Below are 12,963 nucleotides of genomic sequence, written 5' to 3' on the forward strand. Positions count from 1 at the left end.
CGTCACGGCGGGTCTGCTCACCGAGCAGCGATGCTGCTCATTCTGGCGGCTCTACCGCGCATCACCCAGGCAGCAGCACGATGATCGTGTGGATGACGAGACCGACGAGGGCGCCGATGACTGTGCCGTTGATGCGGATGTACTGCAGATCCCGGCCGACGTAGAGCTCGATCCTCTCGGCGGCTTCCTTCGCATCCCATCGTTCGATCGTGTCGGAGATGACGCTGGCGATCTCGGGGCCGAAGCTCTCTGCCAGGTCACCGGCCGTCGTGGCGATCCGGTCATCGATCTTGGCGGAGAATTCCGAATCTTCCTGCAGCCTGCCGGCGAATTCTCCGATGAGTTCGGAGATGCGTCCGCGCACCTCGCCGTTGGGGTCGATGATGGCCTGGCGCAGGAGCTGCTTGAGCGAAGTCCAGATCTCAAGCACGGAGTCGACGACCCCGGATTGGCTGAGCAGGTCGTTGATGATGACCTCGGCCTTCTCCGACAGTGGAGTGTCAGAGTTCAGGTCGTCGGAGAGGTCGACGAGCCAGGCGTCGAGGGCCTGTCGTGCCTTGTGGTATTCGTTGTCGCGGACGTCGGCGACCCAGCCGAGCACCTCTCGCTGCAGTCGGTTGGAGAGCTGCTCGTTGACGAAGTCGGGAACCCAGGACGGGGCCCGGTTGTGGACGATCTCATCGATGACCTGCGGGTTGTCACCCAACCAGGAGTACGCCTCGGCGACGATGAGGTCGACAAGCTTGTGGTGCGCCCCGTCGAGGACGATCTGACGCAGCAGCTGCGCCAGCACCGGAGTCTTACGGGTCGCGACCAGGCGCGGAATGATGACATTCTTCGTCAGGGCCACGACGGAATCGTCGTCGATGCGGGCCAGCACATATTCGAGCCCACCGGCGGCACGGTCGACGACGAGGTCCCGGTTGGCAGACTTGCTCAGCCACTCACCGGCACGGTGGGAGACCTGAGCGGACCGGATCTTCGTCGACACCGCCTCGGCGTGGAGGAAGTTCGCGGCGACGAACGCGGACAGGCTCGCGCCCAGGGTGTCCTTCTTGCGGGGAATGATCGCGGTGTGCGGGATCGGCAGCCCGAGTGGGTGGCGGAAGAGTGCCGTGACGGCGAACCAGTCGGCGATCGCACCGATCATCGCAGCCTCCGAGGCACGGGAGACGAAGCCCCAAACCCCGGTATTGTCAGTGAAGATGTGGGTCGAAAGGAAGATGAGGGTGGCGAGGACGAGCAGCGACAGCGCCAGCGTCCGCATCTTGCGCAGACCCCGCGCCCGTTCCTGGTCCTCCGGCGTCAGCTCGCTCGGACCGCCGAAACGCGGCACGGATGGTGCTTTTTCGATCGACATCGTTCCCCCTTCTTCGCCTGCCATCGACTTTAGCGAAGTAGCGGCCCGTCATGGGCATCGGCAGGCTGTGCCGAGCCTGGGAACCTGCGTCGTGGAGTCTGCGCCCTGTCGCCGATTGCCGCATCGTGTTTGTATGGGAAGAGGCACCATTCGACGACTTTCGGGAGGATGACATGGCGGAGACGTTCAATGTGGGCGATCACGTGGGGTGGAACTCGGAGGCCGGCGAGGTCTCGGGCACGATTACGAAGGTCCACACCTCCGACTTCGAGTACAAGGGCCACAATCGTCGGGCGTCGAAGGACGAACCGCAGTACGAGATCAAGAGCGATAAGACCGATCACATCGCCGCCCATAAGGGCACGGCTCTCCATCGAATCGACAAGAAGTGAGCGCTCCTCAGTTCTTCACCATCGGTCACTCGAACCATTCCCTCGAGGAGTTCATCGACCTCCTGACCGAGAATTCCGCCGAGGTGGTCGTCGACGTCCGAAAGCTACCCGGATCGAATAAGAATCCCCAGTTCAACGCGGATACTCTCGTCGATGACCTCGCCGAGGTGGGAGTAGAGCTGCGTCGGCTCGAGGGCTTGACTGGCAGACGTCCGGTGAACCACGACATCGACTTCGCAGTCAATGGTTGGTGGAAGAACCGCAGCTTCCACAACTATGCCGATCACGCCCTGACCGAGGAGTTCCGGACCGACTTCGATCAGCTGCTCGAGTGGGGCGCGACGAAACGCTGCGTGCTCCTGTGTTCAGAGGCGGTGTGGTGGCGCTGCCACCGGCGCATCATCGCCGACAACCTGCTCGCACACGACCTTCCCGTCACCCACATCATGGGCAAGAACCAGACCACCGCAGCCGAACTCAGCTCGGGAGCCGTCGTCGACAAGGATGGAAGCGTCACCTACCCGGGAATAGCCTTGGACGGCTCGTCGGGTGCGTCAGCGGATTCCTAGGAACCAGAATGATAGTCGCGCCCTGTGTCCCCACCCGGCCGCGCCCTTTCCTCACACCAATGACGGGTCTCAATTGACGAGACCGAGCAGTCTCACCAACATTTCGGGCGTAGTGTGTCGGGGTCTGGTCACCGCTGTCCCGCACGGGAGGGGACCTGACCAGGTTTCCGCTTCAGGCTGACCGGACGGTTCACCCCCGTACAGTCAGGAGCAGCCGTGCCAGCACAACCGGCCGAGGCCACCATTTCCGAGATCACCGATCTCATCACCTTCGACACCACGAGCCGGGATTCCAATCTCCCACTCATCGACCACGTCGTCGACCGTCTCAAGGCCGCAGGCATCGAATCTCAGCGTGTGCCCAACACCGAGGGAACCAAAGCAAACCTGCTGGCCACACTGCCCGCCGCCGATGGTTCCACCACAGGCGGAATCGTCCTGTCCGGGCACACCGATGTCGTGCCCGTCGACGGACAAGATTGGTCGAGTGAGCCCTTCACTCCGCAGATCAGGGACGGCAAGCTCTATGCGCGCGGCAGCGCGGACATGAAGTCCTTCATCGGCGTCATCCTCGCCAAACTCCCTGAGCTCACCACCGCGAAGCTCAAAGAGCCCATCCACCTCGCCTTCTCCTATGACGAAGAGGTCGGCTGCGTGGGTGCGATCGACCTCGTCGACACGATCACCGAGGCGGGCGTGGCCCCACGCGGCTGCATCGTCGGTGAGCCTTCGAGCATGCGGGTCGTGCGCGGACACAAGTCGATGAACGTCTTCCGTGTCGACTTCCACGGCGTCGCGGCACATTCCTCGCTGACCCCTGAGGGTGTGAACTCGATTGCCTACGCGGCCGAGTTCGTCACCTTCGTCCATGCGGTCGCCGCCGAGTTCCGCACCGAGGGTCCCTTCGATGAGAACTATGTCGTGCCCTTCACCACGGTGACGGCGAATACGATCAGCGGCGGCATCGCCGTCAACACGATCCCCGCCGAGGCGAGCGTGCAGTTCGAGTTCCGTTCCCTGGGATCTGTGGATCGTGAGGCGCTCGTCGAGCGATTCCGCGCCGAGGCGGCTCGCCTTGAGCGCATGATGCGCGCGGAGAACGACAGCGCCCGCGTCGAGTTCACCGTTGAGGCTGCCGCTCCCGGCTGTGAGACTCCTGCCGACGCCGACATCGTCTCCCAGGCCGGCCAGTGGGGCGGAGTGGTCAGTGATGACAAGGTCACCTACGGCACCGAGGCGGGACTGTTCTCGAATGCGGGCATCCCCACTGTTGTCTGCGGCCCCGGGGACATCGCGCAGGCACACGCTCCCGATGAGTTCATCGAGCTCGAACAGATCGCCGCCTGCGAAGCGTTCATCGGCAACCTCATCACCGACCTCAGCGCAGGCACCAAGCACAGCACGGAAGGAGAGTGAGCACCATGAGTTCCTCCACCGCGAATCCGCAGCAAGAGCCCGTGCTCGAGGCGACTCCGGAGCGTCTCCTGGCCGCCCGCAAGGCCGTCATCTCGAGTTCGATCGGTGCCGCCCTCGAATGGTTCGACATCATCGTCTTCGCGTCGTTCGCCGTTGTGATCTCGGAGATCTTCTACCCTGAGGGCGATCCGGTCTTCTCCCTCATCCTCACCTTCGCCACCTTTGCCATCTCCTACCTGGTTCGCCCCATCGGCGGCCTGGTCCTGGGCCGGTTCGCCGATCGACGTGGCCGCAAACCGGCGCTGACTCTGACCCTGTTCCTCATGATGCTGGGCACGCTGCTCATGGCGATTGCCCCGACCTATTCGCAGATCGGGGTCTGGGGAGCGCTCATCATCCTGGCCTCCAGGCTCCTGCAGGGGTTCTCTGCCGGCGGCGAGTTCGGCACGGCGACGACCTTCCTGGTGGAGACCGCTCCGCACCGGAAGATGTACTACGCCTCCTGGCAGATCGCGAGCCAGGGAGCATCGATGGCCTTGGCCTCGGCCTTCGGCTTCGCCCTCAACACGTATCTCTCCGAAGAGGCACTCCACTCCTGGGGCTGGAGGGTGCCGTTCCTCATCGGTCTCCTCGTCGGACCTGTCGGACTCTACATCCGCTCCAAACTCGACGAAACCGAGGAGTTCACGTCGAGGCCTCCGGCGAAGTCGCCCCTGCGCACGCTCTTCGCCAACCACTGGGGTCGCATCCTGGCCGCCTCCGCGTCGGTCGGCGTCGCCACGATCTCCGTGTACATGATCCTCTTCATGCCCACCTTCGCCATGTCCAACCTGGGCATCTCACCGACGGCGGCCTACCTCGGCGGTATTCTGGCCGGTCTGATCTGCCTGATCGGGTCACCGCTGGTGGGCCGCCTTGCCGATCGGGTCGGTCCGCGCGGATCATGACCTATGCCGCGATCGCGGCCCTGGTGCTCGCGTGGCCGCTGTTCCAGCTCATCGTCACCCAACGCAGCGTGCCCGCGTTCATCTTCGTCATCGCCGTGCTCGGCGTGATCATGGCGTTCTACTTCGCGCCTCTGCCGGGCATGCTCTCTGTGCTCTTCCCGGCAGAAATCAGAGGCACCGGACTGTCCACGGCCTACAACATCGGTGTGACGCTCCTCGGTGGCATCGCTCCGCTGGTGCTCACGTGGCTGCTCGACATCACCGGCTCGCTGAACTCGCCGAGCGTGTACTACATGGGAGTCGCCGTGCTCTCCCTCATCGGTCTGTTCTTCGTCCGCAGACACTACGGCCAGCGCTGATCACACTCGTGCCCCTTGCGCAGTCCCAGCTGCACGAGACTTCATGGCGGCGATGCCGTGACACGAGTTCAGATTTGCAGGTGAGGGAACGTCGACAGAGCACGCTCGAATCAACGTTTCCTCACCTGCGAACCGGTTCCCACAGGGACGAGAGACCAAGCAGGCACACAAAAGCGCCGAGGTGACACTTCGAAAAGTGTCGCCTCGGCGCTTTGTCGCACAAGCGCTGATCGAGTGGATCAGGCCTTGCCGATGACCTCGAACTTGGCGTTCGCGGTAATCTCGTCGTTGACGCGCACGGTAGCTGTGTAGCTGCCGGAGGTCTTGACGTGAGCAGGCAGTGCAACCTGACGACGATCGAAGTCGTGTCCGGTTGCGGTGTGCAGTGCTTCGGCCACAAGAGCCGGAGTCACGGCGCCGAAGAGGCGGCCGTTCTTACCGGACTTGAGCTCGATGCGGGCGCTGGAGGATTCCAGCTGAGCCTTCACCTTGACTGCTTCATCGTGGTCAGCGATCTGCTTGGCCTGACGAGCCTTGCGAAGAGCATTGACATGCTTCTCCGCGCCCGCGGTCCATGCAGATGCCCAGCCACGAGGCAGGAGCAGGTTACGTGCGTATCCGGCGCGAACCTCGACGATGTCGCCGGCGGCTCCCAGACCATCAACTTCCTGGTTCAGAATAACTTTGCGATTAGGCATGTTCTCTCCCTCCGATCAGCGAGCAGTGCTCGAGTAGGGCAGAAGTGCCATCTCGCGGGCGTTCTTGACGGCCTTTGCGATGACGCGCTGTTCCTGCACGGTCACGCCGGTGACGCGACGAGCACGGATCTTGCCGCGGTCGGAAATGAACTTACGGAGCGTAGCGGTGTCCTTGTAGTGGATCTTCGCCGCTTCGCCCTTCTTGAGCGGATTAGCCTTCTTCTTGATAGGCTTCCGGATCTCTGGCTTTGCCATGAGTATCTCCTGATTTACGAAATGTCTTGAACGTGTTTAGAACGGCGGTTCATCGGCGCCCGGGTTGCCCCAGCCGCCGTTGCCGCCCTGTGGACTCGATGATGCCCACGGGTCATTCGCCGGTGCGTTGTTCCCCTGGCTGTAACCACCCTGGCGCTGACCACCCTGCTGCGAGCCGCCCTGATTCGGGTTGCCCTGCTGCGGGTTGTTGCCCCAGCCGGAAGACTGCTGCTGACCGAAGCCACCCTGCTGGGCGCCTCCGCCCTGCTGCTGTCCGCCGAAGTTACCGCCGCCGGAGAATCCGCCTCCGCTGCGTTCGTTCTTCGTCACCTGAGCGGTGGCGCGTCGCAGGCTGGGGCCGACTTCGTCGACGTCCAGTTCCATGACTGTGCGCTTCTCGCCCTCTTTGGTTTCGAAAGACCGCGACTTGAGGCGGCCCTGAACGACGACCCGAGTACCACGCTGCAAGGATTCGGCTACGTTTTCGCCCATCTCACGCCACACCGAGCAACGAAGGAACAGGGTTTCCCCGTCCTTGAACTCGTTGGACTGACGGTCGAACATACGCGGCGTCGAAGCCACGGTGAAGTTAGCGACCGCAGCACCGTTAGGTGTGAATCGCAGTTCGGGATCACTTGTCAGGTTCCCGACGACCGTGATGACTGTTTCGCCTGCCATTGACTGCTCCTTGAAACGAGGTGCTTGACGCTATTACTTGGCGTCTGGGCGGAGGATCTTGGTGCGCAGAACGGACTCGTTGAGTCCGAGCTGGCGATCGAGTTCCTTGGTCGTTGCAGGCTCTGCGTGGAAATCAACCACGACATAGAAGCCTTCGGACTTCTTCTGGATGTCGTAGGCGAAGCGCCTGCGTCCCCAGATGTCCACGTTGTCGACGGTTCCGTTTTCAGCCGGGACAACCTTCATCAGCTTGTCCACGGTGTCAGCCAACGTCCGCTCGTCGGTTTCGTTGTCAAGAATGAGCATGAGCTCGTAATGACGCATCTGTCACCCACCTCCTCTGGTCTTTACGGCCATGGTCGTTCCATGGCAGGAGGGTATATGCATGTCCGTTCCGTCCCTCACGCTTGTCGTGAAATGAGAACAGACCTACACAGTCTAGTGGACGGGCACCTGTGGTGTCATGTCGGATCTCCGTGCCCTTGCACACGGATGACCGGACGATCGGCTTCACCTCGCCGAGGTGATTGTGCCGAGCGCAGTCGACCGCGGATGCGCCGTCGGTACAGATTCTCACCCGCGCAGATGACAACGACGACGAGTGCGAGCAGTCGCAGGAGTGTCAGGAGCGCGACGAAGGTCGGTTCGAGTCCTTTGTCGGGCTCGATGGCAGCGACATCTCCGAGGTGGATGGCAATGGCGAAGGCCGTTTCCGCCACAGCCCAGATGATGAGCACCCACCAGCGACGCACGGCGAGGACGAGGAACGGCAGGATCCACAGGCTGTCCCAGGGCATCATCCCTGGGGCCAGCAGCAGGCAGGCGCCGATGAGGAGGCAGGCGGCGACGGCCGGGTCGAGTCCGGTTCGCCGCACCATGAACAGCGAGAGCGCGACAGCGGCGATGACACCCGCGCTGGCAATGATCCACACCGGTGCCCAGGTTTCGGCGGACCCCAGACGTGCCATGACCAGGATCGAGGCGAAGGAGCCGCCGTCGACGGCGTCGCCCATCCAATGCAGGACCCGGTCGATGGCGGTGCCGTCGATGACCAGGAGGAGCGCCGAGGTGATGGTGACCGTCGCGAGCATCATCCGCGGATCCCGCGGGCGCAGTCGTCCGGCCGGAGAAGGGCCGGTCAGGGTGAGGCCGAGGAGAACCAACAGGGCCAGCGGGTTGATGAACGCGGCTATCCCGAGGAGGACCCCGGACAGCCAGGGACGTGATCTGACCGGGGAGGACCCGACGAAGACGACCATGGCCCAGACGCTCAGCGCCACTGCCACGGGGTCCAGGGTCGAACCCAGGGTGAAGAGGATGACCGGCGAGGCGAAGGCTGCGACCAGCCAGGCCCGCTGCCTGGCGAGAACCAGGAGTGCGACGCCGAGCGCGGCGAAGGCGATGACGTTGATGATCAGGACGATCGCCATGAAGACCGAGACGTCGTCGGTCATGAGCTTGCTCAGTTGGACGAAGCGGGCCTCGAGCGCGGACAGTCCCGGCATGCCTCCGTGGGAGCGTCCTAGGGCATCCTCGGGATTGAACTCTCCGAGGTATGCCATGGACAGAGGTCCGGAGCACATCCTCGCCGAGGCGGACGGCTGTTCGTAGCCCGAACTCAGGCACGGACCCTGCAGTGCGAGGGCGAGGAAGGTGGTGAAACCGAGGAGCCCAGCGAAAATGTATGCCTGACCGCGGCGGAACCGCGCACCCGCTGATGCGAGGTGAATGCCGTCCGGACCGCCGAGCAGAGGCTCGGCGATCCGGGTGCTGGACTGTTGAGGCATGACTAGAGGTTACCGGCCAGCGGGCCGATGACTGCCATCAGCCTCCGGGTGACGCCGGTGGCTTAACGGGCAGTCCTCCTGACGAATCGCCACCGTCCTCAGAACTGTCGTCGTTGCCCTTCGGCGGGTCGTCCTTTGGCGGGTCGTCCTTAGGTGGATCGTCCTTAGGTGGATCGTCCTTTGGCGGGTCGTCCTTAGGCGGTTCGGTCGGCTTCGGCTCGTCTGCACCCTCGTCGCCGTCCTTGCTGTCGGCGTCCTTGTCCTTGTCTTTGTCATCCTTCGGCTTCTCGCTCGGTTCGTCGACTGGGGCCTTCTTATCGGACCCGTCGCCGCCGTCGCTGCCGTCGCCGTCGCTGCCGCTGGGTGCCTTGGGCTCTTCCTTCGGGGCGGGCGCTACCGGTTCATTCGTGTTCTTGGGCTTCGGCTTGTCCGGCAGCTCTCCGCGCTCGGGGAACTGCTCAACCTTTGTACCCTCGAGAGCTGACTTCATGTACTCGGTCCACACCTGAACCGGGAACGAGCCACCGGTCACTTGGCCACGGCCGCCGTAGGGCCCAATCGGAATCGGTTTGTTATCAACCTCACGGTAGAGGACCACCGAGGTCGCCAGGTTAGGCGTATAGCCAGTGAACCAAGCAGCTAGGTTCTTGTTAGTAGTGCCTGTTTTTCCAGCGGCTGGACGACCGAGGTTGGCAGCGTAGGCACCTGAACCGCTGTTGACCACCTGTTGCAGCGCATATGACGTTTCGGCCATTACGGCATCGTCGAAGACTCGTTCGCCCTTGGTCTCGGGCTTATACACCTCTTCATCATCGGAGCCCTGGGTGACCTTCTTGATCGCATGGGTCTCGTGATGAACGCCATTGGAGGCGAAGGTCGCATAAGCGTTGGCCATATCGATGGGCTTCACGCTGGGCGTGCCCAGAACGTTCGATTTATCCGGAGTCAGATCAATCGAACATTGGCCGGTGTCGCCCGAATCCAACTGTTCCTTCGTGCAATTACCACTCAAGCCAGCTCGCTGAGCGACATCGACAGTCTTGTCAGGACCGACCTGCACATTGAGTGCTGCATATGCCGTATTGATCGATGACTGCGTCGCTTTGAGCAGGGTCACCGGCCCATAGTTCGCACCACCGAAATTTGTCACCGGCCACGGAGACCCGCCATTTGGGAATGTCGTCGCGCTCCCCGGGTACCGGTCCGTCAATCGCACACCGTTCTCCAGTCCTGCGACGAGGGCGAAGGGTTTGAAGGTCGATCCGGCCTGTACATGACTCTGTGTTGAGGCGTTGAATGCCTGGTCCAGGTAGTTCTCACCGCCGTAGAAGGCTTCGATGCCACCGGAGTCCGGATCGATCGAGATCAGGCCGGCCTGCATCCCCTCCGGCTGATCGGGCGGCAGGTTCTTGATAGCCTTTTCGGCCTCCTTCATCCGATCCTTGTCGAAGGTGGTGGTGATGTTGTAGCCACCGCGGTCCAGCTGGGCTTCATCGATGTCGAGTTTATTCAGGGCTTCACGCCGGACAAAGTCCCACATGTAGCCGGTCTGGCCTTTGAGGGATGCCTCTTTGTTGGCCTTCTTCACCTCGGGCATCTCGACCTTGGCGGCCTGCTCGTCGGTGATGAAGCCCTCATCGGCCATCGACTTCACAACATAGTCGAAGCGATCCTGGTAGGCCTCGGGATTGTCTGCAGGGTCAGCTGCACCCGGACGCTGGATCATCGCGGCCAGCAGAGCCGACTCACTGACATCGAGGTCCTTCGCCGACTTGTCGAAGTAGTTCTGACTGGCGACCTCGATGCCGTAGGACCGGCGTCCCAGATAGATCGTGTTCAGGTAGTTGGCGAGGATCTCATCCTTGCTCTGCTGCTGGTCGATCTTGAGGGAGATGAACATCTCCTTGACCTTGCGATCCAGAGAATGCTCATTCGTCAGGTAGAAGTTCTTCACGTACTGCTGTGTGATCGTCGAACCGCCGCCGGCGTACTGGTTCGTGACGACGCCGACAACGGCGCGGGAGAGTCCCTTGATCGAGATTCCGCGATTCTCATAGAACGAGGTGTCCTCGGCGGCGATGGCGGCCTTGCGCATCGGCTCGGAGATCTCATCGATCTTCACGGACTTGCGGTCTTGGACCTTGTACTGACCGATGGGGGTCTTGCCGTCGTTGTAGTAGATAGTCGACGTCTGACCGGTGGCCTCGATATTGGGCTCAGGGACGTCCGTGGCTGCGTAGCCGATGGAGAACAGCACGCACAGAAGGATGATGATGCTGAGTCCGCCGACGACGAGCAGCCGGATGCTGGGCAGAAAACGCGTCCATCCGTGCACACCTGAGCGCGGATAGTTGAGAATATTCTTTGTTTTCTTGCCTCTGGTTTTGGCTTGTTCTTGTCCCTTAGCCACCCAAGGTCCTCCAGGTCAGTTTGCCTGCCGCATTGCGTGGCGACGAGGTTCGATAAGGTCACACTTGGGCTTCAGTGTGGCACGCCTTCTTTGGAACAGAGTGAAAATCTCCTGAATCCGACGCCCACCTGACCCATTAGTTACCTGTCAGTACTTACGAGTAGCGTCCGTTATGCGCTCTCACCAGGGATTTTACCGTCACTCGAGTTTATCGACCACATCCAGTGCGGAATTGCTCACATTTAGCCGATTTTTCAACTATCAGCCGCCTGTCGGCCCACCCCTGTGCACAAAACTGTGCACTCCCATCCCTCAGCACTCGGCGAGGGATGGGAGTGTCCTCAGCTCCCGACGAGAGTGATCAGCTCTTGAGGTCGAAGTCCGTGTCGGCGTACTCCTGGCCCTCAACAACTGGCTCACCGCTGAACGGGTGCAGCTGGTCCTCACGGGCACGGAGCTCTACGCGGCGGATCTTGCCGGAGATCGTCTTCGGCAGCTCAGAGAACTCGAGCCGGCGGATGCGCTTATAAGGGGCGAGATGCTCACGGCAGTAGGCGAGAATGGCTCGCGCGGTCTCCGCGTTGGGCTCGAATCCGCCCGCAGGGACGACGTAGGCCTTGGGAACAGCGAGACGCACGGGATCCGGCGATGGGACCACAGCCGCCTCGGCGACGGCCTCGTGCTCGATGAGCACACTCTCGAGCTCGAACGGGGACAGACGGTAGTCGCTGGCCTTGAACACGTCATCGGCTCGACCGACGTAGGTGATGTACCCGTTCTCATCTCGTTCGGCCACGTCACCGGTGTGATAGACGCCGCCTTCGAACGCCTCGGCGGTCTTCTCCTCGTTCGACCAGTACCCGCTGGTCAGACCCAGGGGGCGGGGATCCAGGCGCAGGCAGATCTCGCCCTCGTTGCCTTCTTCACCGGTCGACGGGTCGATGAGGACCACGTCGTAGCCGGGCAGAACCTTGCCCATGGAACCGTATTTGAGCTCCTGGTCGGGAGAGTTGCCGACCTGCAGCGTCGTCTCCGTCTGGCCGTAGCCGTCGCGGATGAGCACATCCCATTCCTGCTTGACCCGGTCGATGACCTCCGGGTTGAGGGGCTCACCGGCGCCCAGGGCGATCTTCGGCGGGTTCTTGAGGTGGCTGAGATCTGCCTGGATGAGCATGCGCCACACGGTCGGCGGGGCACAGAAGCTGGTGACTCCGACCCGGTCCATGGTCTCCATCAGGGCATTCGCGTCAAAGCGCGTGTAGTTGTAGAGGAAGACGCAGGATTCGGCGATCCAGGGGGTGAAGATGTTCGACCAGGCGTGCTTGGCCCAGCCTGGAGAGGCGACATTAAGGTGGACGTCTCCGGGAGTCAGGCCCATCCAGTACATCGTCGACAGGTGGCCGACAGGGTAGGACACGTGTGAGTGGGCGACCATCTTCGCCTTCGAGGTCGTGCCCGAGGTGAAGTAGAGGAGGAGCAGGTCATCGGCGCGCGAGGTGCCCTGCGGGTCGAAGCTGATGTCTTCGTCGTCGGCGTCGGCGTAGCTGTAGTCCTGCTGACGAGCGGCGTCGGCACCGACGACGATGCGGACCACCTCGGCGTTGACGTCGTCGAACTTCGCTGCATCCTCAGCACCTGCGATGACGAACTCGGCCTTGCCGCGATCGACGCGATCGTTGAGATCGATGGGACCCAGCTGAGTCGTCGTGGGCAGGAGGACCGCGCCGAGTTTGATTCCGGCGAGCATGGTCTCCCACAGCTCGACCTGGTTGTTGAGCATGATCATGACGTGGTCACCGCGCTTCACCCCGGAGCGGCGGAGGAAATTGGCCACCTGGTTCGAGCGGCAGGAGAGTTCGGCATAGCTCCACTTGCCCTCTGAACCGTCCTGCTCGACGATCCACAGCGCGGGGTTGTCGTTGCCCTCGGCGACTTTGTCGAACCAGTCGATGCCGAAGTTGAAGTGGTCGAAGCGCGGCCATTCGAAGCCGTCGCCCGCCGCGGCAGCATCGCTGCGCAGTTCGATCAGCTTGTCTCTGGCTGCACGGAACTCATCGGTCACAGTCATCCGGATCTCCTCACATCGTCGCCT

Annotated in this window: 13 protein-coding genes; 5 read left to right on the forward strand and 8 right to left on the reverse strand. The window is 62.3% G+C overall.

Annotated features, from left to right (window positions below; all coding sequences use genetic code 11):
• Positions 1-61: 61 nt before the first annotated feature.
• On the reverse strand, positions 62-1,360 hold the full coding sequence (locus PGC08_RS19220) for a DUF445 domain-containing protein (protein ID WP_009882778.1): 1,299 nt from the start codon (positions 1,358-1,360) through the stop codon (positions 62-64).
• Between the two features lie 173 nt (positions 1,361-1,533).
• Between PGC08_RS19220 and PGC08_RS19225 the strand changes: the two genes are divergently transcribed.
• From PGC08_RS19225 to PGC08_RS19245, 5 genes are all read left to right on the forward strand, one after another.
• The gene (locus tag PGC08_RS19225; protein ID WP_271709187.1) at positions 1,534-1,752 is read left to right on the forward strand and encodes a DUF2945 domain-containing protein; all 219 of its coding nucleotides are present in this window, start codon (positions 1,534-1,536) and stop codon (positions 1,750-1,752) included.
• On the forward strand, positions 1,749-2,321 hold the full coding sequence (locus tag PGC08_RS19230) for a DUF488 domain-containing protein (RefSeq protein WP_271709188.1): 573 nt from the start codon (positions 1,749-1,751) through the stop codon (positions 2,319-2,321). Before PGC08_RS19225 ends, PGC08_RS19230 begins: the two co-directional genes overlap by 4 nt.
• A gap of 216 nt (positions 2,322-2,537) precedes the next feature.
• Positions 2,538-3,737 carry an acetylornithine deacetylase gene (gene argE / locus PGC08_RS19235; RefSeq protein ID WP_271709189.1) on the forward strand — a complete coding sequence of 400 codons (1,200 nt, stop codon included), beginning with the start codon at positions 2,538-2,540 and terminating at the stop codon, positions 3,735-3,737.
• A 5-nt stretch (positions 3,738-3,742) separates the two neighbouring features.
• On the forward strand, positions 3,743-4,684 hold the full coding sequence (locus PGC08_RS19240) for an MFS transporter (protein WP_271709190.1): 942 nt from the start codon (positions 3,743-3,745) through the stop codon (positions 4,682-4,684).
• Positions 4,681-5,043 (forward strand): hypothetical protein, encoded by a 363-nt coding sequence (locus PGC08_RS19245; protein WP_271709191.1) that lies wholly within the window; start codon positions 4,681-4,683, stop codon positions 5,041-5,043. Before PGC08_RS19240 ends, PGC08_RS19245 begins: the two co-directional genes overlap by 4 nt.
• A 239-nt stretch (positions 5,044-5,282) precedes the next feature.
• Here PGC08_RS19245 and rplI read toward each other — a convergent pair whose 3' ends face one another.
• The 7 genes from rplI to PGC08_RS19280 all read right to left on the reverse strand — a co-directional run bounded on the left by rplI (position 5,283) and on the right by PGC08_RS19280 (position 12,939).
• Entirely contained in the window at positions 5,283-5,741 is a 459-nt protein-coding gene (rplI, locus tag PGC08_RS19250) for a 50S ribosomal protein L9 (RefSeq protein ID WP_009882769.1), read from the reverse strand.
• A gap of 15 nt (positions 5,742-5,756) precedes the next feature.
• On the reverse strand, positions 5,757-5,996 hold the full coding sequence (gene rpsR / locus PGC08_RS19255) for a 30S ribosomal protein S18 (protein WP_009882767.1): 240 nt from the start codon (positions 5,994-5,996) through the stop codon (positions 5,757-5,759).
• Between the two features lie 36 nt (positions 5,997-6,032).
• Positions 6,033-6,674 carry a single-stranded DNA-binding protein gene (locus tag PGC08_RS19260; RefSeq protein ID WP_069601190.1) on the reverse strand — a complete coding sequence of 214 codons (642 nt, stop codon included), beginning with the start codon at positions 6,672-6,674 and terminating at the stop codon, positions 6,033-6,035.
• A gap of 33 nt (positions 6,675-6,707) precedes the next feature.
• The gene (gene rpsF / locus PGC08_RS19265; RefSeq protein ID WP_009882765.1) at positions 6,708-6,998 is read right to left on the reverse strand and encodes a 30S ribosomal protein S6; all 291 of its coding nucleotides are present in this window, start codon (positions 6,996-6,998) and stop codon (positions 6,708-6,710) included.
• Positions 6,999-7,135: 137 nt separating this feature from the next.
• Positions 7,136-8,461 carry a hypothetical protein gene (locus PGC08_RS19270; RefSeq protein WP_271709192.1) on the reverse strand — a complete coding sequence of 442 codons (1,326 nt, stop codon included), beginning with the start codon at positions 8,459-8,461 and terminating at the stop codon, positions 7,136-7,138.
• 37 nt (positions 8,462-8,498) lie between these two features.
• Positions 8,499-10,871: a transglycosylase domain-containing protein gene (locus PGC08_RS19275; protein ID WP_271709193.1), complete on the reverse strand. Its 2,373-nt coding sequence runs from the start codon at positions 10,869-10,871 to the stop codon at positions 8,499-8,501.
• Positions 10,872-11,232: 361 nt separating this feature from the next.
• On the reverse strand, positions 11,233-12,939 hold the full coding sequence (locus PGC08_RS19280) for an AMP-binding protein (RefSeq protein WP_271709194.1): 1,707 nt from the start codon (positions 12,937-12,939) through the stop codon (positions 11,233-11,235).
• Between the last annotated feature and the right edge of the window lie 24 nt (positions 12,940-12,963).

This window comes from Brevibacterium sp. BDJS002, assembly GCF_028201555.1.
GTDB lineage: Bacteria > Actinomycetota > Actinomycetes > Actinomycetales > Brevibacteriaceae > Brevibacterium > Brevibacterium aurantiacum.